This is a genomic window from Myxococcus sp. AS-1-15, assembly GCF_020037055.1.
GTDB lineage: Bacteria > Myxococcota > Myxococcia > Myxococcales > Myxococcaceae > Myxococcus > Myxococcus fulvus.
The window spans coordinates 378,252-398,246 of the sequence record NZ_JAIQDF010000002.1 but is presented as its reverse complement, the minus strand read 5'-3'; the positions used below and the strand labels follow the sequence as shown (position 1 = coordinate 398,246).

Here is a 19,995-nt window from a genome sequence, read left to right as displayed (position 1 = left end):
GGGGTTGCGCCACGGCGACATGGGCGCCATGACAGGCCCGCAGCCGACTGTTGGCTCGCGGGCCGTCCCACACCCCTCGAAGGCTTCCCCCACCCCTCGACACTCACCCTGTCAGTTCACCCCGGGTCCTAGCGACCCCGGACCTACCCTCCACGCCCATGGAAGGTCAGGTAGGTGTCATTTTTCTCACGACGTGGTGTTTCTCTGACAGGCGCGTTCGCGGCGGCTTGTACCTGGGCCTGCGCTGATCCATCAGTCCGCGCCACACCGTGGTAACCAGCCTGCCCCACATCACGTTGAAGTCACGAACGCTTTAGCGTATCAACCATCCGCATCCGAGATTTTCCGCAAACCCCACGGCATCCAGTCGGTGCGCAGCGGCAAGTCCGAGAAGACTCACCACAGGGCGGCCCCCCGCCCCCCTTAAGGAACCCCACGATGGAGAACAAGAAGTCGGTCACGAAGCCCGAGGGCAGGCTGGCGGTGCTGGTGCCCGGGCTGGGCGCGGTGTCCACGACGCTGATGGCGGGCGTGGAGCTGGCGCGGCAGGGCAAGGGCGCGCCCATCGGCTCGTTGACGCAGATGGGCACGGCGCGACTGGGCAAGCGCACGGACGGACGGACCGTGAAGCTGGGCGAGCTGGTGCCGCTGGCGGGCCTGGGTGACGTGGTCTTCGGCGCGTGGGACATCATCAGCGAGGACGCGTACCAGGTGGCGGTGCGCTCCGGCGTGCTGCACGACAAGCACCTGGAGCAGGTCAAGCCGTTCCTGCAGGGCATCAAGCCGAAGAAGGGCGTGCACGACCCCGAGTTCGTCCGCCGCATCGAGGCCAACCACACCAAGTCCACCAAGACGCATCGCGAGAGCGTCGAGGCGCTGCGCCAGGACATCCGTGACTTCATCAAGGAGCTCGGCGCCACCCGCGCGGTGATGGTGGTGTGCAGCAGCGTGGAGACCTTCCGTCCGCTGCCCGAGGCGTTCAAGACGCTGGCCGCCTTCGAGAAGGCGCTCGACGAGAACAGCCCGGACATCAACCCCACCGCGCTCTACACCTACGCGGCCATCAAGGAGGGCGTGCCCTTCGCCAACGCCACGCCCAACGCCAGCGTGGACACGCCGGCGCTGCAGGAGCTGGCGAAGCAGGCGGGCGTCCCCATCGCGGGCCGCGACCTCAAGAGCGGCCAGACGATGATGAAGACGGTCATCGCCCCCGCGCTCAAGGCCCGCATGCTCGGCCTCGAGGGCTGGTTCTCCACCAACATCCTCGGCAACCGCGACGGCGAGGTGCTCGACGACCCCGCGGCCTTCAAGGCCAAGGAAGTGACGAAGTCGAGCGTGCTGGACACCATCCTGCAGCCGGAGCTCTACCCCGAGCTGTACAGCAAGTACTCGCACAAGGTGTCCATCCACTACTACCCGCCCCGCGGCGACGCGAAGGAGGGTTGGGACAACATCGACATCATCGGGTGGCTCGGCTATCCGATGCAGATCAAGGTCAACTTCCTCTGCCGCGACTCCATCCTGGCGGCGCCGCTCGTGCTGGACATCGCGCTGTTCCTGGACCTGGCCAAGCGGCTGGAGTGGCGGGGCATCCAGGAGTGGATGTCCTTCTACTTCAAGAGCCCCATGGCGCAGCCGGGCCTGCCCGTCGAGCACGACCTGTTCATCCAGCTCACCAAGCTGAAGAACACGCTGCGCGTCGTGGCCGGTGAGGAGCCCATCACCCACCTCGGACTCGACTACTACGGGGATGACCTCCCGCTCGCTCGCTAAGACTCCGGCGTTCATCTGGCTCGTCACCCTGTTGGCGATGGGCCATTTGATGCTGGTGACGGCCACCGGTCGGCTCCGGTGGGACCACGTCGCGGCGGACGCGGCGCTGTTGGGGGTGGCCTGGGCGGGCCCCCGCACGCGCCGCTTCCTCTTCGGTGGGTTCCCGCTGTGGCTGACCGGCATGCTGCTGGACAGCCAGGGGCTCTGGCTGTTCCTGCGCGGCCCCATCCATACAGGTGACTTGTGGGTGTGGGAGACGCAGTGGTTCCCCGCCCCCGGCGGTGTCAACTGGCCCCAGTGGTGGAGCACGCGCTCGAACGTCGTGCTGGACCTGCTGTGCGGCTTCGCCTACGCGGCCTACCTTTACGAAGTCTTCCTGATGGCCATCTTCTTCTTCGTGAAGAAGGACGCGCGCTTCGAGAAGCTGTGCTGGGCCTTCCTGGTGGTGAACGCCCTGGGCGTGGTCACCTACCTGCTCTATCCGGCCGCGCCGCCCTGGTACATCCTGGATTACGGCCCGGGTCCCGCCAACCTGGCCGCCCTGCCCAGCCCCGCGGGCACGGCGCGCTTCGATGCCCTGTTGGGCATCAACTACTTCGCCGGCTTCTACGCGCGCAATCCCAACGTGTTCGGAGCCATGCCCTCGCTGCACGCAGCCTACCCCTTCATGGTGATGCTGTTCGTGTGGAGGGATGGGTGGAAGTGGCGGGTGGGCACCGGGGCGTTCGCCCTGCTCGTCGCATTCTCCGCCATCTATCTGACGCACCACTATGTCCTGGACGTGCTCGCGGGCCTCGCCTTCGCGCTCGCGGCCTTCCTGGCGGTGGAGCTCGCGTTCTCTCGCAAGAGCGCGCCCATGACTGTTTCGATGCCGCTGACACCTGGAGGGGACACCCGTGCTTGAGAACCTGGTTGCCTGGTTGACCGGAAACCTGTCTCCGTCGGCCCGCATCTGGACCGCGCTGGGCCCCGCCATCCTCGCCTGTGTGTACTTCCTGGGCGGCCTGCTCATCTTCTGTATCCGCGTCGCCTTCAAGGGCGTGCCGCGCGACGAGGAGACGCTCAAGCGGGGCAATGCGGGCTTCGTGGGCTACTTCCTGCGCCACTACTTCTTCTGGGTCATCCAGCCGCTGTGGGCCGTCATCCTGCGCTCGGGGCTGCCGGCCAACGCGCTGTCGATGCTGTCGGGCCTGCTGGGCATCTCCTCGGGCGTGGCGGTGGCGGCGGGGCGCTTCGCGCTCGGTGGCTGGCTGTTCCTGGCGGCGGGCATCCTGGACGTGATGGACGGGAGAATCGCCCGCACGCGCAAGGAGGCCAACCCCGCGGGCGCGGCGCTGGACTCGGTGCTGGACCGGTACGTGGACTCGGCGATGTTGATGGGCCTGGCCTGGTACTACCGGGACACGTGGGTGCTGCTGCCCGCGCTGGGCGCGCTGCTCGGCTCGTCGCTGGTGCCGTACGTGCGCGCCAAGGGCGAGGGCCTGGGCGTCAACGTGCGCGACGGCGCGATGCAGCGGCTGGAGCGCGTGCTGTTCCTGGGCGCGGGCACGGCGCTGTCGCCCATCCTCGAGGCGGTGTTCTGGCCCGAGGAGAAGCACCCCATGCACTGGATGGCGGTGGTGGGCCTGGTCTTCGTCGCCATCATGAGCAACCTGACGGCCATCTCCCGGTTCAGGAACCTCGTGAAGGCGCTGGCGCCGAAGCGCCAGGAGGCGCGCTCGGAGAAGGCGATTGTGAGCCTGAACGCGGCGGCGGGCGCCATCGCGACGGTGGCGGACTTCGCGGTGGTGCTGGCGCTGGTGGAGTGGATGGGCCTGCTGCCCGCGTGGGCAACGGTGCTGGGCGCGCTGCTGGGCGCGGTGGTGAACTACTCCATCAACCGGGTGCTCACCTTCCGCAGCACGGCCGCGGTGGGCCGGCAGATGATGCGCTACGCGGTGGTGAGCGGGACGAGCGCGCTGCTCAACGCGGGCGGCGTGGCGCTGCTCACGTTGCATCCGCAGCTGGCGTACACGCTGGGCTGGTGGCTGGTGCGCGGCGTGGTGTACTTCGCGTGGAACCTGCCGCTGCAGCGCGACTACGTCTTCAACGACACGAACTCGTCGGACGCGCTCATGGAGCAGCGCCCCCATGCGGCGTGAGGGACGGTCCCAGGTCCTGGGACTCCTGCTGACGCTGCTGCTGCCCACCGTGGCGGCGGCGGGCGCGGCGCTGGAGCCCACGCTCTCCCCGAGCGACAACTACGGGGAGAGCTTCACCTTCATCGGGGACCTGGAGGACGGCACCTTCGTGCTGGTGCAGTTGCAGGTGACGAACATCGGCCCGGGCTCGCGCACGGGCATCTGCCGGGCGACGGTGCTCAAGCCGGGGCAGCGCGCGTGGACGCCGCAGAAGAAGGTGGGCGCGAAGGAGTGGAGCTATGACGCGGCCACCAGCACCTTCCGGGTGGGAGCGTGCTCGGCGCGCTCCGCGGACGGGGTGACGAAGGTGGAGGCGGGACTGGAGGGCGGGCGGGTGGTGCTGGAGTACGCGGCGCAGGTGGAGCCGCGCTCGCCGGAGGGCTCCGAGGTGGAGGTGGGCAGCGCGCGCTACCGTCACGAGGTGACGCTGGCGTTCAGCCCGCTGAAGGCGACGGTGCAGCAGCCCAAGGGCGCGGCGGTGACGCTGTCGGGCGGCGGGTACGCGGACCACACGCGGTCCACCATTCCCCCGGGGAAGCTGGCGCGGCGGTGGGTGCGCTTCCGGGCGCTGCGCGACGGTGGCGAGCGGATGGTGTTGCTCGCGCGCGAGGGACAGGACGGTGAGTTCGGCCCGGTGTACTCGTGGACGGAGGGTGGCGCGCCGAACGCGATGGAGTCGTTCACGCTCAGCCGCGAGGGCGCGAAGGAGCGCAGCGTGTGGACGGTGGACGTGTTCGGCGGCGATGGCGCGAAGGCCATGGTGCTGAAGTCCACGTCGCTCCTGCAGCGCAGCGCGCCCGTGGAGGAGCTGGGCATGCTGGGTGGGCTCATCAAGCCGGTGGTGGGCTCGCCGGTGACGTACCTGCACCGGGCGGTGCTGGAGCGCTCGGGGAAGACGCCGGTGGCGGGGCTGATGGAAGTGACGCTCGAGGGTGATTTGTGAGCGTGTCGTTGTTGCGGGACGTGCACCACGTGCCGGGGGTTCGAGGCTGGGTGCGCAAGCAGGTGCTGCGCTCGGTGGCGCGCTGCGTGGAGTGGACCACGAAGCTGCCGGGCCAGGGCCTCAACGTGTCGCAGGTGAACGAGTGGCTGCACGTGGGCGGCTCGGTGTCGCCGTCTCGGTACGCGGAGCTCAAGGCGCGCGGAATCACGGCGGTGATTGATTTGCGCGCGGAGCGGGTGGACGACGCGAAGGCGCTGGCGGCGCTGGGCATCGAGCTGCTCAACCTGCCGGTGACGGACCGGTATCCGCCGACGGTGGAGCAGCTGGTGCAGGGCGTGGAGTGGGCGCTGCCCCGGCTGGAGAGGGGCGGGCACCTGTATGCGCACTGCGAGCACGGTGTCGGGCGTGGGCCGCTGATGGGATTGGCGGTGATGGTGGCGAAGGGCTGGGAGGCGCCGGATGCGTACCGCGCGCTGAGGAAGGCCCGGTGGCAGTGCACGTTGAATGACCGGCAGCTCGGCGGCCTCGCGGACTTCGTCACCGCGTGGGTGGCCCGTCGGTCCGGGCGCGCGGCGTAGCGGCGGCTCGTGGTGCTCGCCGTTCGACGGTGGGCGCGGCGTGGTTTCGAGACCTCGACTCCTGGCAACGGTAGGGCCTTCCACGAACGGACACTCGTGGTGGCGGGGACTGCGTTCCGCGGTTGCGGGCTCCTACGTTGGAGATGTGCGCGGCGGGTGGCGCGGCCCCTGTGCTCCGGGCGCGTGCTCCGTCCACTGGAGACCTCTCGTCATGTTGGGACTGTTCACCGATGACGTGCGTCGGAATCCCTTCGCGCTGTACGCCGAGCTGCGTGAGCGCTCGCCGCTGTTGCACGAGCCGCGAGCGGACCTGTGGATTCTGTTCGACTACGACAGCGTGAAGCGGGCGCTGCAGGACCATGAGGTGTTCAGCTCCGTCGTGACGACGGTGACGGGGCGGACACCGGACTGGCTGTTGTTCTCGGACCCGCCCCGGCACACGAAGCTGCGCGGAATCATCATGCGTGCGTTCACGCCGCGCTCCATCGCGAACCTGGAGCCGCATGTGCGGGAGCTGTCGCGTGGGTTGCTCGGGCCGCTGGTGGGGCGTGGGGAGATGGACGTGGTGGCGGAGTATTCGAGTCAACTTCCGACGATGGTCATCGCGGAGATGATTGGGATTCCGGTGGAGGACCGGGCGCGGCTCCTCGGGTGGGGGGACATCATCCAGAAGCTCAGCCACACCATCTCCGAGGGCGAGGAGGCGGAGCGGGCGCGGGCGGAGAACGCGGCGATGCGCGACGAGATGCGGGGGTATCTCTCGACCATCCTGGAGGAGCGTCGGAGGGAGCCGAGGGATGACCTGCTGACGCGACTGGTGGAGGCGGAGGTGGATGGGGAACGGTTGGACGAGAAGGAGATACTGGGCTTCTTCCAGTTGCTGCTGGCGGCGGGGACGGAGACGACGACGGACCTCATCGACAACGCGCTCTTGTGTTTCCTCGAGTACCCGGACCAGTTGGCGCGGCTGAGGAGACAGCCGGAGCTGTTGGGCTCGGCCATCGAGGAGGTGCTGCGCTTCCGGTCGCCGGCGCAGTCGATGTATCGGTCGACGAAGCGGGCGGTGGAGTTGAACGGTCGGGTGATTCCGGCGGGGAAGTTCGTGTTGCCGATGATTGGCTCGGCGAACCGGGACCCGCGGCACTTCGAGGAGCCGGAGCGGTTCGACATCGGCAGGGAGCCGAATCCGCACCTCGCCTTCGGACACGGCATCCACTTCTGCCTGGGCGCGGCGCTCTCGCGGATGGAGGCGAGGGTGGCGCTCACGGACCTGCTCGAGATGCTGGGCGACTTCAGGCTCGCGAGCGACGCGCCGTGGGAGCCGAGACAGGCGCTGCACATCCACGGCCCCAAGCGCCTGCCACTGCGCTTCGAACCCAAGGTGCTACGCTCGTAAGCCCGGAGGGAGGGAAGCGATGAGCACCACGTCGTGGTTCGTGATGGCCACCATCATCGGTGGCCCGGTGTTCCTGAGTGGGTGCTCCCTGCCGGGCCACTACAAACCGAAGCAGGCCGAGCGAGCACCAGCCGCCGAGTCGACCAAGGTGACGTTCCCCGACTCGTTCGAGCAAGGAACGCATCTCGATGGACCCGCCATGGCGGCACTCGAGGTCGCCATGAACGCGTTCCTACCGCCCAACCGCCGCCCGGAGGCACGTGATGAAGCGCTCGCGCGCTGTCTGGCGCGTCGTGACACCTATGACACCACCGTGCTGAAGGAGAATGACGACCTCTACTTCGTCAGCTTCCTCCCGAAGCTCTCTCGCTGCGGCATCGAGCTCGAAACCCCCATCATGGATGCGGGGGCGGTCTACGCCATCGACGCGAGGGGACGCATCCTCGCGGAGCTCTGACTACCAGCGCCGCTCCGGCTCCATCGCCGTGGGCCGGCGCTTGTCCGTGGGCGTCAGCGCATCCGCGGGCGAGCAGCGGCACACCTCACAGCCCCGGTCGCGGTCCATGGAACACTCCGTGCCCGTGATGCACGAGAGATTCCGCGACTCCTCACAGCGCGTGTCGCCCTTCTTCTCCTCACGCTGGCCCCCGTGGGAACACCCCACCAGGGCCACCGCCATCGACACCGCCGCGAACCACCCGAGCGCCTCGCCTCGCATCATCACGCTGCCCTCCTGAGCTACGCCCCCGGCGCCGGCTCCTCCGCCGTCGCGCCGTGCTTGCGCCGCCAGCGCTCCACCAGCAGCAACAGCGACGGGAACCCCAACAGCACAATCACCAGGTTCAACCCGAACCCCAGATTCGCCAGGTCGCCAATCGAGTTCAACCCCGGGTGCTTCGCCAACACCAGCGCCACGAAGCCAATCGCGCTCGTCAGCAGGCCGCCGGTAATCGCCCGCCCCGTCTCCGCGTACACGGAGATGAAGTCCGCCCCCGGCTCACCCAACCGCTGCACCAGGTGCACACCCGCGTCCACCGTGGTCCCCACCAGCACCGGCAGCACCATGATGTTCAGGTAGTTGAACTGCAAATCCAAGAGCGCCATCAGCCCCACCAGCCCCGCCACCGACAAGAGCGTGGGCACCATGCAGATGAGCGCCGTGCGCAGCTTCCCCAACGTCAGCCACATCGCCGCCAGCACGCTCAACACCGCCGCCGCCAGGATGCGCGGACCCTCGCGCGACACCATGTCCAGGATGTCCGCCAGGATGAGCGCCTCACCCGCCGCCGACACCTGACTGCCGTCCGGCATCTGCAGCCCGCGCACCTCCTTGGAGAAGCGCCGCGTCCCCTCACCGTCCGACAGGCTCACCCCGCCGCCCGCGTACACCAGCACCACGCCGCCCGTGCTCCCATCCAGGCTCTCGAACTGGTGACGCACGCTCGCCGGCAGCTCCGCCTGCGTGAAGGGCTTCGCCTTCGACATGTTCAACGCCCGCGCCAGCGCCACCCGCGTGTCCTCCGGCAGCCGCTCCGGGTCCAGCTTCTCCAGCCGCGCCCGGATGGCCTCCAGCACCGCCTGCTTCTCCGGCTGCTGCCGGGGCACCAGGTCCTCCAGCGCCCCCACGAAGTCGATGGTGGACTCCTTGCCCCGGGCCGCCTTGCGCGCCTCGAGCTGCCGCACCACCTCGCGCTCCATGTCCTGCGAGTCCGTCAGCACCACCACCGGCGTCTGCGAGTAGCCCAGGATGTTGTTCACCTTCTGGTCCAGCACCGCCGACGCCTGCTTGTAGTCCTCCAACGTGCGCGAGTCGTAGTTGAACGAGATGCGGTACGCCTGCGAGATGAGCACCACCACGCCCACCCCAATCACCACCGCCACCCCACGGTAGGAGCGCGGCAGCCAGCGCCCCAGGAGCGCCATGGGCCCCGCCCCCTCCTCCTGCGTGCGCGGCGCCCACCCGAAGCGCGACGCCATCCCCAACAGCGCCGGCAGGATGAGCACGTACGCGAAGATGCTCACCAGCATGCCCACCGCCGCGATGATGCCGAACTCGCGAAACGCCCTGAACTCCGACATCGCCAGGCTCAGGAACGTCAGCGCCGCCACCAGCGCCGCGATGAGCGCGGAGAAGCCCGTGTGCCGGAAGGACTCCTGCACCGCCGCCTCGGAGGTCATCCCCTCCGAGCGCAACGTCCCGTATCTCCCCAGCAGATGGATGCCGTGCTCCACGCCCAGGCCGCCGAGCACCGCCGCCAGAAAGCCCGTCAGCAGATTCACCTGCCCGTACGCCAGGCCCACGAAGCCGTACGTCCACCCCAGGCCCGCCATCACCGGCACCATGGTGAGCACCACCGACAGCGCGCTGCGGAAGTGGAACACCAGGTAGACCACCAGCAACACCATGGCCAGCGTGGACGCCCGCGCCAGATCACTCACGATGACGCGCTGCTGGTCGATCTTCTTCTTGAAGGTCCCCGTCACCGCCGTCTTGAAGCCCGGCCCGTACTTCGACAGGTCCTGCGTCGCCAGGAACTCCTCCACCTGCGTGACGACCTTCTTCGAGTAGTTCAGGTCCGCGGCGCTGCCCTTGGGCTTCGCCATCAGCACCACCATCCGCTCCGTCGTGTCCAGGTAGTACAGGTCCCCCTGGCCCGACAGGCGCTGGTTGGCGCGGCCCGTGTACTTCTGCTCGATGTCGGAGAAGTCCACCGACGGCGCGGGCTCCTCGTCCAGCCGGACGAAGAGCGGGTTGGCCTGCTCCTTCTCCCACGCGATGCGCGCGTCGATGCGGCCCTGAATCGTCTTCAGGTCCTCCAGGTCGACGTAATACAGCGCGTGCTCGTTGAAGAACTCGCTGGGCCGCTGCGAGTTGACGTAGCGGATCTCCGACAGCTGCGCGAGCTTCGGCGACAGGTCATCCACGAAGCGCTTGAGCGCCTCGGGCTCCGCCCCCATCCCCACCACCACCACGTTGCCCTGGCCACCGAAGCGCTTGCGCATCTTCTCGATGTCCTGGACGCTCGGGAACGACTTGGGCAGCAGGCCCACGAAGTCCGCGCTGAGGGTCAGGTTCCTGGCGAAGTACGCACCCAGGAGCGTCAGCACCACCGCCACCACCACCGCATGCATCGGACGCCGATGGCTTCGCGCGGCGAGTTGGCCCATCGCCCCCTCGAACCGCTCCGACCAACGCTTCTCACCCATGTTGCGACACCTGCTGTGTTGTTTTCGGGCCGACCCGCGGCCCACCTTGGGCATGCGCCAACCGGGGAGTCAACGCGTTTATGCCGTAAGCCGGAATGTAAGGCCCCGAATGACTTTCCCTCTGTAACAGGCCCCCACGTCCCCCGCTCGACTGTCCGCACGGCCGCCTGCGGGCTCGTGACGCCCACGGCCCTGCGTCGCGCATCTGGACCGCGCGCACCGGGCCCGAAGGCCTCCTGGAGGGCAGACGGCCGAGCGGCGCGGACTGCACACCCCGCGCCGCGTCCCCAGGTTCCCGCCCACATGGGGCCGCTCTCGCGGACACCCGAGGGAGGGGAAGCCGTGCCACCTTCCACGCCGTCGGACTTCTCCGGGGGTGGGAGGCTGGGACGCCCGCGCGACGGATGGACTCGGAGCCGACCACATCGACGCAGGGAGAGCGCCGTTGGATGCAGCGCGTGGAGCGGGGGCTCGGCGCCCTGGCCGCGCGCAGCCACCGGCGGCCGGTGCTCGCGCTGGGCCTGGCGGTGCTGCTCGCGGCGGTGGGAGGAGTGCTGTCGCTCAAGCTCCGCCTCAACGCCAACCTGGTGGACCTGCTTCCCCGCTCCTTCGAGAGCGTCCAAGATTTGGGGGAGCTGGAGTCGCGCTTCGGCGCGCTCGGCTGGGTGGCGGTGGTGGGCGAGGGAGGCGACACCGCGTCGCTGCGCCGCTTCGCCGATGACCTGGCGCCCCAGTTGGAGAAGCTGCCGGGCATCCGCTTCGTGGAGAAGGAGCGCACGGGCGCGTTCTTCCGCGACAGGGCGCTCTACTTCCTGTCGGAAGAGGACCTGAAGGAGGTCCACCGTCGGCTCGAGGCGCGGCTGGCGTGGGAGCGGCAGCGGGCCAATCCGCTCTACGTGCCGCTGGTGGACGAGCCGGAGCCGTCGCTCGACTTCTCCGACCTGGAGGCGAAGTACGGCGGCGCGGCCGGACAGAAGCTGTCGGGCGCCCAGGACGACTACTACCTGGACGCCAAGGCCGGGCGCGTCGTCGTGCTGGCCAAGCCGGAGACCACGTCCGCGGACCTGGCCTACTCGCGGCGAATCGTGGACGAGGTGCGCGGGCTCATCGACGCGCAGGACCTGTCGAAGTACGGCCCCGGCTTCCGGGTGGACATCACCGGCACCTTCCAGAAGAAGCTGGACCAGCAGCAGCAGATTGTCCGCGACATCGCCGTGTCGTCCGCCGTGGCCACGGCGCTGATGCTGCTCTACCTGCTCTTCCACTTCCGGAGCCCCGTGGCGGTGGGGCTGGTGCTGACGCCGGTGGGCGCGGGGCTCGCGTGGACGTACGGGCTGGTCGCGCTCCTGTATGGACAGGTGAATCTGCTGACGGGCTTCCTCGGCGCCATCCTGGGGGGCCTGGGCGTCGAGCACGGCATCCACCTGCTGGGCCGCTATCTCCAGCTGCGCACGCAGGGAGAGGACTCCGAGCGGGCCACGCGCGAGTCCTTCACGCACACGGGCGGCGCGGCGCTGGTGTCCGCGCTGGTGGCGGCGCTCACCTTCTTCGTGCTGGGCACGTCCCGCTTCCGAGCGTTCCGCGAGTTCGGCGTCATCGCCGGCATCGGCATGCTGGTGCTCGTGGCGGCGTACGTGCTGGTGCTGCCGGCGCTGCTGGGGCTGACGGCGCGCCTCGGCTGGCGGCCGCGACACGCGCGCGTCGCGCCGCGCGAGTCCTCGATGGGCCGGGTGCTGGTGCGCCACCGCGTGGCCATCACCGCCATCTCCGCGGTGGTGCTGGTGGGGCTCTTCTCCCAGGTGCCTCGGGTGCGCTTCGACTACGACTTCGGGACGCTCGAGGACCAGGACCTGCCGTCGTTCGTCCTGGACCGACAGGTCAACGACATCATCGGCTACTCACAGACGCCCGTGGTGGTGCTCACGCGGGACGAGCAGGAGGAGCACGCGATGGCGTCCGCGCTCGCCCGGCGTCAGCGGGAGCGGGGCAAGGACTCCACCATCGACTTCGTGGCCTCGCTGTCCTCGCTGGTGCCCCGGGACCAGCCGAGCAAACAGGTGGTGCTGCGCGACATCCACGCGCTGCTCGAGAACGTCCCGGAGGAGCGGCTGTCCGCGGAGCAGCGCGCGCAGGTGGCGCAGCTGCGTCGGCAGACCCAGGCGCCGCCCTTCACGCTCGCGGACCTGCCGGCGAGCGTGCGGCAGCAGTTCACCGGACGCGAGGGGACGACGGGTGGCTTCGTGCTGGTGTACCCGGCGGTGAACCAGTCGGACGGCCAGGCCGTGCGAGCGCTGGCGCGCGAGATTCGCGGCGTCACGCCCCCGGGAGGCGGACGCGTGTCCGCGGCGGGCGAGTCCATGGTGATGGCGGACATCCTGGACATGGTGACGCACGAGGCGCCGCTCATCCTCGGAGGCGCGACGCTGGCGGTGCTGCTCGCCATGTGGATGACCCTGGGAGGGCTGCGCATGGCGGTGCTGTGCCTGCTGCCCACGGTGGTGTCCTTGCTGGCCTTGATTGGCCTGATGCCGGTGGTGGGGTTGGAGTTCAACTATCTGAACATCCTCATCATCCCCGTGCTCATCGGGACCACGGTGGACGCGGGCGTGCATCTGCTGACACGGCTGGCGTCGCCGGGCAGCGACTTCGTGGCGGTGTACTCGGAGACGGGGCGTGCGATTGCGGGCGGCCTGCTGACGAGCGCCATGGGGTTCGGCGCGCTCTTCCTGGCCAGGCATCCAGGCCTGAACTCGGTGGGGGCACTGGCCAGTCTGGGATTCGCCACCAATCTACTGGTCATGCTGGTGGCGTTCCCCGCGCTGCTGTTGGTCCTGACGGCGCGGGGGCACCGCAAGCGGCGAGCGCGGTTGGACTCGGAGGTGAAGGAGAGGGCGGCGGCGGGGGGCACGGGGCCCGAGCACGCGACGCCTTGAGCTGAAGCAACACATACCCACGAACGGAGGCGGCAATGGTGAAGCACATGAGGCGGTGGATGTGGGCGGGTGCCATGGCGGGGACCCTGGCGCTGGGCACGGCTTGCAGCGCGACGGAAGCGCCGGTGATGGTGGCCCAGGCGGACCCCAGCACCACGACGAGTGAGCCCGCGACGGGCGGCTCGGGCACGACGACGACGACGCCCAGCCCCACCACGACGGACCCGATGACGCAGGACCCGACGCAGTCGACGCCGGGCACGGTGCCGAGCACGCCGGACACGAACCCGGGCAGCACCACGACGATGCCGGGTGACACCACGACGGCTCCGGGCAGCACGACCACGGCGCCCGGCAGCCTGCCCACATTCGACGGCGACGCGGGCATGGGCGGCTCGGGCCCCACCACCGTGCCGGGCCCCGCGGACGACAACGCCTCCGGCACCTTCACGCCGCCCGCGGGTGGCTCGGTGCTGGACGGCGGCACGTACTGACGTCCGCTCGCGCCTGAGCGCGACCTGAGGGAGCGGAGGGCGACTCGCTGGAGACGTCTTCCGCTCCCGTCGCGTGGCCCAGGCACAGGCTCGACGCTGGACAGCCCCCCTCGCGCCTGCTTTGTCGCGAAGCCGATGCAGACCCAGACGCCCCGCATCCTCTCGCTCCACATCGGCATGCCCCGCGAGCTCGGCACGCCCGGCGCCGCCGACCCGATGGAGCGGCCGTGGACCAGCGGCATCCACAAGCAGCCCGTGACGGGGCCCGTGTGGCTCACCCGCACGGGGCTCACCGGTGACGGCCAGGCGGACCTGCGCGTGCACGGAGGCCCCGAGAAGGCCGTGCTCGCCTACGCCGCGTCACACCATGCCTTCTGGCGCGAGCAGCTCGGCCGCGAGGACCTGGGCCCGGGCGCCTTCGGCGAGAACTGGGTCGTCTCCGGCGGCGCGGAGGAGAGCGTCTGCATCGGCGACGTGCTGAAGGTCGGCACCGCCGTGGTGCAGGTGTCCCAGCCAAGACAGCCCTGCTGGAAGCCCGCGCGGCGCTGGCGCCACAAGGAGCTGGCGCTGCTGATCCAACGCACCGGCCGCACCGGCTGGTACTTCCGCGTCCTCCAGGAGGGCGAGGTCCGCGCGGGAGACGTGTTGGAGCTCGTGGAGCGTCCCCACCCCCGCTTCACCGTCACCTTCGCCAACCAGGCCATGCACGAGCAGCGGCCCGAGGACGCCGCGGCCCTGGCCGACTGTCTCCTGCTCACCCCCAGGTGGCGCGAGTCCCTGCACCGCCGCGCCCAGGGGAATCGGGGAGACGACGCCCCCCGGCTCACCGGCCCCAACAGCGACGGCTGAGCCGCGCGAAGCGGCGCTCGAAGGACCTCCGGAAACGCCCTGTCTCGACACCACCACGAGACGCGCGACGCCTGGGACAGGCGTCAATCACAAACACTCCACCCCGCACCTCGGGACGGTATCGAAACGGCGGCCGCCTCCCCGTGCGGGTGACAAATGACAGTCCCGCCCCGACAAGTCGCCCCCACGTCGGGCCCCCGCCGTCGTCAGGAGAGCAGGCAGCCGGAGGAGCGTTCCCTGCACACCGCGTTCCGGCTGCTCACGTTCCCGGCCAGCAGCAGCCAGCCACAACCACCGCAGCACTCCAGAACTTTCCAATGAGGGGAACCACCATGAAGAAGTTCATGAAGACGAAGGTCGTGTTGGGTTCGCTCGCCGCCGGCGCGCTCATGTTCAGCACCGCGTGCAAGTCCGACTCGAGCGCCAAGCGCGACGACACCACGGCGCCCACGACGACGGACACGGGCACCACGACGGGCACGGACACGACGACGACGCCTCCGACCGGCACCACCCAGGACCCGGGCACGGGCGGCACGGGCATGGATGACCCGACGATGAGCCCGCCGCCCGCCACGGACCCCACGTTGGACCCGGGCACCGGTGGCACCGGCGTGGACGACCCGTCCATGAGCCCGCCGCCCTCCACCGGTGACACGCCGGTGAGCCCGCCCACGGGCATGGACCCGTCGACGGACCCGGGCACCGGCGGCTCCGGCACGCTGGACCCCGCCGATGACACCGCCGTGGACCCCGGCACCACGGGCGACGGCGACCTGACGGCGCCCGACTCCAGCAACCGCGAGGACCCGTACGCTCCGGACGCCCTGCCCCGTGAGCCCGAGTCCGGCCGCTAGGCAAAGCCCCCTGCCCAGGCGCTGACCGTGGCGCCAAGGCGAGTGGAGCTCCGGAGGCCCGCGCCCCGACCGGCGCGGGCCTCTGTGTTTCCGGCCGACCCGGGGACGCGCCCACCCCGTCACGACCGCGCAACGACAGCAGGCCCACGCCCCGCCTCGGGCATGGGCCTGCTCGCCGCGCGTCACGCTGTCGACGCTCAGCTCACGCTGACGCCGGGATAGCGCCCGGGCGTCGTCTGCGGCTCGATGATGCGCGGGGTGTCATCCACGCCCGGCGTCCCACCCGGCCCCGTGTTCGGGTCCAGCGTCTTGGGGGCACGACGCCTGGGCTCGTCCTCGGCGCCAGCGTCATGCTTGGGGATGGTGGGGAGGTTCTCGGTCGGAATCTTCAACACGTCCTTCTTGCTCATGACGGCCTCCTTTCCCGCAAGGTGATGTCCCCAGTGCCTGCGGGCAGCGTGCGCCTGCTTGAATGGTGGCCCCGGCCTTGGCAGCGTCCTCTCCGGATAACCTCGCAACCCGGAGTATTCACGCCATGCGCCGTCTCCTCGCGGTCCTCGCCCTCCTCCAGCTCACCGCCTGCGCCACCACGCACACCAACGACCCGCAGAACCCGACACCGCCGGTGCCGCGTCCCGTCCCGCCCGACGCCAGCGAGGCGCGCCGCCTGGGCACCGAGGCCGACAAGCTGCTCGAGGACGGCCGCTACGAGGACGCGCTCTTCCTCTACCGCCGCGCGTGGAACGACGGCTTCCGCCACCCCGACGGGCTCTATTACGCGGGCGTCATCGCCGCGCGCGCCGGCAGCCTCGACGAGTGCATCGTCTGGCTGGAGCGCGCCGCCGACGAGGGCTTCTCCGCCACCCAGTCCCTCACCACCGAGCCCTCGCTCGAGGCCGTGCGCACCCACGCCGCCTGGAGCCGCATCGCCGAGAAGGTCGCCGCCAACGCCCGCAAGGACGCCCCGGCCGCCACCACCCAGAACTGACGCTTCACCCTTCTTGAAAAACTGAATCACCATTCACCTTCCGCGCCCGCACTCACCGGGGCGCGGAAGACCCGGCACCTCGCCTTGGCCCGTCCACACGGCAGCCGAGCGAGCCAGCGCTCCGTCGCGCACTCGGGCCTTCGCGCGACGTGGAGCACGGGCCGGCCGGCACACCGGGTCGGTGGCACCTTCAGCGTGAAACGCGCTTTCCTGACAAGGCGCGGAGACATGCCCGGTCCCCGATGCGCGGGGGGCCCCGAACCCAAGAGAGGCGTGATGAGTTTGAAGTTGCTGCTGGCCGGCTGGCGTGGGGGGGACGCACCGCACTCGCCGACATCCGAGAACGCGCGCACGTGGCTGGGTCAGGTCGAGCGTTGGTTCCAGATGAATGTGTCGGAGTGGCTGGAGAGCAGTCGCTTCGGCACCGGTCCCCGAGGCGCGCCGCAGCTGCGGCTGCGGCTGCATCCGGCCGCGGGCGAGGTCTCGTTCCTCGCGGCCAGCGGCTCGCGCGTGGTCATCTCCGCGGAGACCTCCGCGGTGGGCCCCGGCTACCACGTGTTCCTGTGCGACACGCTCAAGGCCCTGGGCCAGGCGCTCGACATCCAGTGGGTGCAGGCCGACGACACGTTGGACGTCGGAGACCCCACGGGCTACTTCCACACGGGCGACGCGGGGCCGGTGGAGGTCTACATGCTGGCGTGGCTGCAGGAGACGGTGGCCCAGGTGCTGCGCATGCGCAGCCTGGGTGAGTCCGGCTTCTCCATGTCCCTGCGCTTCGGCCACATGTTCGAGCACCCCGGCGCGCTGCTCACGCCGCTGGGGCCTCGCGACGAGCGCTGGATGCGGCGTGTGTACGAGGACCCGCGCGTGGGCATGGACGTGTTCCCCTGGTGGCGACAGGGCGTCGGCGCGCACGCGCGGCTGGGGCGCGCCTTGTGTCGGCTGTGGACGGAGGTGGTGTGGCGCCCGCCGCTGCTCGAGGAGGAGCGGCGGCTGTTGCGCGACGTGGCCCGCTCGCTGGAGCTGGCGTGGCGCGAGGACCCGGAGCTGGCCTACCCCTGGCGCGAGTGGCGCGAGGTGCTCGGCTACCTGGGCGTGGGCGGCACGCTGGCGGAGACGGTCCATCACCACGCGGACCACCACGGGGCGCGCGGCCCGTCCATCGGCTACCGGCGCGGGGCGGTGCAGGTGGCGCTGCCGGCGGGCTGGGAGATCCGCATCCCCGGCTCGCTCGCGGAGGCGCACCTGGAGGACGGGACGTGGGTGGCCCGGGACCATCGGCGAAGTGTCCGATTCGTGCCACTCGAGGACGACGCGGAGGAGCACTTCGCCACCACCACGGCCGAGCGCCGCGCGCTGGAGCTGGAGTACCAGGGCGAGCGGGTGAGCGGCCGCGCGTCGCTGCACATGGAGCCGGGCGAGTGCCGGCTGACGGCCCTGTGCAGCTCCGGGCGCCACCGGGCGCTGTGCGTGGTGAGCTTCGCGGACCCGGAGGAGGAGGACTGGGCCCTGGGGACATGGCGCTCGCTGGACCACGCCGCCGCGGCCTGACGCTTGCCGGTCCGCCAGGGCCATCCCACATTCAGCGGGCATTTTCCTTGAGAGGAATCGAGAGCCTGTATGAGCAGGGAGGTCTGGCCGGGCAAGCCCTGGCCGCGCGGCGCCACGTTCGATGGCACCGGAGTCAACTTCGCCGTCTTCTCCCAGGCGGCGACCCGCATCGAGGTCTGCCTCTACGATTCGGCGAACCCGACGCGCGAAATCGAACGTTTCACGCTGCCGGAGGCGACGGACTTCGTCCACCACGGCTACGTCCCCGGCCTGGAGCCCGGGACGCTCTACGGCCTGCGGGTGCACGGCCCCTACGAGCCCACCAAGGGCCACCGCTGCAATCCGCACAAGCTGCTGGTGGACCCGTACGCCAAGGCCCTGTACGGCGAGGTGGACTGGAAGCAGCCGGTCTTCGGCTATCCGCTGGGCCACGCGCAGCAGGACCTGGCGCGCGACGAGCGCGACAGCGCGGCGGGCGTGCCCAAGAGCGTGGTGGTGAGCGACTCCTTCGACTGGGGCGATGACCGCCGGCCGGAGATTCCCTGGCGCAAGACGGTCATCTACGAGGCCCACGTGCGCGGCCTCACCATGCGCCACCCGGAGGTGCCCGAGCACCTGCGCGGCACGTACGCGGGCCTGGCCTCACCGCCCATCATCGAGCATTTGAAGAAGCTGGGCGTCACGTCGGTGGAGCTGCTCCCCATCCACGCCTTCGCGGACGACTCGTTCCTGGACGACAAGAAGCTGTCCAACTTCTGGGGCTACAACACGCTCGGCTTCTTCGCGCCGGAGCAGTACTACGCGAGCCGCAAGACGCCGGGCAGCGCGGTGGCCGAGTTCAAGGCCATGGTGCGCGCGCTGCACGCCGCGGGGCTCGAGGTCATCCTCGACGTGGTCTACAACCACACGTGCGAGGGCAACCACCTGGGGCCCACGCTGTCGCTCAAGGGCATCGACAACGCCAGCTACTACTGGCTGATGCCGGACGCGCGCTACTACCTGGACTTCACCGGGTGCGGCAACAGCATCAACGCGTCCAACCCGAACGGCGCCCGGCTCATCGTCGACAGCCTGCGCTACTGGGTGGACGAGATGCACGTGGACGGCTTCCGCTTCGACCTGGCCACGGTGCTGGGACGCACGGGCGAGGGCGGCTTCGACCCGAGGGCGGCGCTGTTCCAGATCCTGCACCAGGACCCGGTGCTCAGCCGGGTGAAGCTCATCGCGGAGCCGTGGGACGTGGGGCTCGGCGGCTACCAGGTGGGCGGCTTCCCCGCGCCGTGGCGCGAGTGGAACGGCAAGTACCGCGACGCGCTGAGGCGCTACTGGAAGGGCGACGAGAACCTCGCCGGCGAGGTGGGCTACCGGCTCACGGGCAACTCGGACCTGTACGCGGAGGCGCGGCGCAAGCCGCAGGCGAGCATCAACTTCGTCACCGCGCACGACGGCTTCACGCTGCACGACCTGGTGACGTACAGCCACAAGCACAACGAGGCCAACGGCGAGCACAACCGCGACGGCGCGGACGACAACCAGTCCTGGAACTGCGGCGTGGAGGGTGAGACGGACGACCCGGGCGTCGTCTCGCTGCGCGAGCGCCAGAAGCGAAACCTCCTGGCCTCGCTGTTCATGTCCACCGGCGTGCCGATGATTGTCGCGGGCGACGAGATGGGGCGCACGCAGCAGGGCAACAACAACGCCTACTGCCAGGACAACGAGCTGTCGTGGGTGGACTGGTCGCTGGACGAGCGGCGCAAGAAGCTGCTCGCCTTCACGCAGAAGCTCATCCACTTCCGTCACCGGCAGCCGGTGTTGCAGCGCCGCCGCTACTTCAAGGGCGCGCACCTGTGGGACTCCGAGCACAAGGACCTGGCGTGGTTCCGTCCGGACGGCTCGGAGATGAGCGAGGAGGACTGGCAGAAGCCCTTCGTGCGCTCGCTGGCGTTCCTGCTCGGCGGCGACGCCATCCCCACGCCCGACGAGCGCGGCCAGCGCATCATCGGCGACGCGCTGCTGGTGCTGCTCAACGCCCACCACGAGCCGGTGGCCTACACGCTGCCCGCCCTCACGGACGGACAGAAGTGGGAGCTGGAGCTGTACACGGCGGACGATGCGCGGGGCGCGGAGAAGGTGCCCTCCCAAGGCAGGTTCCAGCTGGAGGGGCGCTCGATGGCGGTGTTCCGGCAGGTGGAGCGCTGAAGGAGCGCGGCACCCCGGGCGATGCGTGGCTCGGGGTGCTCGCTTGT

At 69.9% G+C, this 19,995-nt stretch carries 17 protein-coding genes; 14 read left to right on the top strand and 3 right to left on the bottom strand.

Annotated elements, in window-relative coordinates; genetic code table 11:
* Positions 1 to 438: 438 nt before the first annotated feature.
* From K8625_RS07365 to K8625_RS07335, 7 genes are all read left to right on the top strand, one after another.
* Positions 439 to 1,773 carry an inositol-3-phosphate synthase gene (locus K8625_RS07365; protein ID WP_141333149.1) on the top strand — a complete coding sequence of 445 codons (1,335 nt, stop codon included), beginning with the start codon at positions 439 to 441 and terminating at the stop codon, positions 1,771 to 1,773.
* Positions 1,751 to 2,677 (top strand): phosphatase PAP2 family protein, encoded by a 927-nt coding sequence (locus K8625_RS07360; RefSeq protein WP_223749777.1) that lies wholly within the window; start codon positions 1,751 to 1,753, stop codon positions 2,675 to 2,677. Before K8625_RS07365 ends, K8625_RS07360 begins: the two co-directional genes overlap by 23 nt.
* Positions 2,670 to 3,914: a GtrA family protein gene (locus K8625_RS07355; RefSeq protein ID WP_223749776.1), complete on the top strand. Its 1,245-nt coding sequence runs from the start codon at positions 2,670 to 2,672 to the stop codon at positions 3,912 to 3,914. The genes K8625_RS07360 and K8625_RS07355 overlap by 8 nt, the downstream gene beginning before the upstream one ends.
* Entirely contained in the window at positions 3,904 to 4,896 is a 993-nt protein-coding gene (locus K8625_RS07350) for a hypothetical protein (RefSeq protein ID WP_223782268.1), read from the top strand. Before K8625_RS07355 ends, K8625_RS07350 begins: the two co-directional genes overlap by 11 nt.
* Entirely contained in the window at positions 4,893 to 5,474 is a 582-nt protein-coding gene (locus K8625_RS07345; protein WP_370640399.1) for a phosphatase, read from the top strand. The genes K8625_RS07350 and K8625_RS07345 overlap by 4 nt, the downstream gene beginning before the upstream one ends.
* A gap of 211 nt (positions 5,475 to 5,685) precedes the next feature.
* A complete protein-coding gene (locus tag K8625_RS07340) occupies positions 5,686 to 6,870 on the top strand; it encodes a cytochrome P450 (RefSeq protein WP_223782267.1) in 1,185 nt (394 codons plus the stop codon).
* Positions 6,871 to 6,889: 19 nt separating this feature from the next.
* A complete protein-coding gene (locus K8625_RS07335; RefSeq protein ID WP_223782266.1) occupies positions 6,890 to 7,327 on the top strand; it encodes a hypothetical protein in 438 nt (145 codons plus the stop codon).
* Here K8625_RS07335 and K8625_RS07330 read toward each other — a convergent pair whose 3' ends face one another.
* Positions 7,328 to 7,591, bottom strand: a complete 264-nt coding sequence (locus K8625_RS07330) for a hypothetical protein (protein ID WP_223749770.1) — start codon at positions 7,589 to 7,591, stop codon at positions 7,328 to 7,330.
* A 17-nt stretch (positions 7,592 to 7,608) separates the two neighbouring features.
* Positions 7,609 to 10,077 carry an RND family transporter gene (locus K8625_RS07325; protein WP_223749769.1) on the bottom strand — a complete coding sequence of 823 codons (2,469 nt, stop codon included), beginning with the start codon at positions 10,075 to 10,077 and terminating at the stop codon, positions 7,609 to 7,611.
* A gap of 449 nt (positions 10,078 to 10,526) precedes the next feature.
* On the opposite strand from K8625_RS07325, the gene K8625_RS07320 reads away from it, so the two are divergent.
* The 4 genes from K8625_RS07320 to K8625_RS07305 all read left to right on the top strand — a co-directional run bounded on the left by K8625_RS07320 (position 10,527) and on the right by K8625_RS07305 (position 15,210).
* Entirely contained in the window at positions 10,527 to 13,010 is a 2,484-nt protein-coding gene (locus tag K8625_RS07320; RefSeq protein ID WP_223782265.1) for an RND family transporter, read from the top strand.
* 74 nt (positions 13,011 to 13,084) lie between these two features.
* Positions 13,085 to 13,504 (top strand): Erp protein, encoded by a 420-nt coding sequence (locus tag K8625_RS07315; protein WP_223749767.1) that lies wholly within the window; start codon positions 13,085 to 13,087, stop codon positions 13,502 to 13,504.
* A gap of 135 nt (positions 13,505 to 13,639) precedes the next feature.
* The gene (locus K8625_RS07310) at positions 13,640 to 14,353 is read left to right on the top strand and encodes an MOSC domain-containing protein (protein WP_223749766.1); all 714 of its coding nucleotides are present in this window, start codon (positions 13,640 to 13,642) and stop codon (positions 14,351 to 14,353) included.
* A gap of 332 nt (positions 14,354 to 14,685) precedes the next feature.
* Complete coding sequence (locus tag K8625_RS07305; RefSeq protein ID WP_223749765.1) at positions 14,686 to 15,210, top strand: hypothetical protein; 525 nt, start codon at positions 14,686 to 14,688, stop codon at positions 15,208 to 15,210.
* A 197-nt stretch (positions 15,211 to 15,407) separates the two neighbouring features.
* Here K8625_RS07305 and K8625_RS07300 read toward each other — a convergent pair whose 3' ends face one another.
* Positions 15,408 to 15,620 (bottom strand): hypothetical protein, encoded by a 213-nt coding sequence (locus K8625_RS07300; protein WP_141324659.1) that lies wholly within the window; start codon positions 15,618 to 15,620, stop codon positions 15,408 to 15,410.
* A gap of 125 nt (positions 15,621 to 15,745) precedes the next feature.
* On the opposite strand from K8625_RS07300, the gene K8625_RS07295 reads away from it, so the two are divergent.
* The 3 genes from K8625_RS07295 to glgX all read left to right on the top strand — a co-directional run bounded on the left by K8625_RS07295 (position 15,746) and on the right by glgX (position 19,948).
* A complete protein-coding gene (locus tag K8625_RS07295; RefSeq protein ID WP_223749764.1) occupies positions 15,746 to 16,198 on the top strand; it encodes a hypothetical protein in 453 nt (150 codons plus the stop codon).
* Positions 16,199 to 16,474: 276 nt separating this feature from the next.
* Positions 16,475 to 17,749 (top strand): hypothetical protein, encoded by a 1,275-nt coding sequence (locus K8625_RS07290; RefSeq protein ID WP_223749763.1) that lies wholly within the window; start codon positions 16,475 to 16,477, stop codon positions 17,747 to 17,749.
* Positions 17,750 to 17,818: 69 nt separating this feature from the next.
* Positions 17,819 to 19,948, top strand: a complete 2,130-nt coding sequence (gene glgX, locus K8625_RS07285; protein ID WP_223782264.1) for a glycogen debranching protein GlgX — start codon at positions 17,819 to 17,821, stop codon at positions 19,946 to 19,948.
* Positions 19,949 to 19,995: the final 47 nt, after the last annotated feature.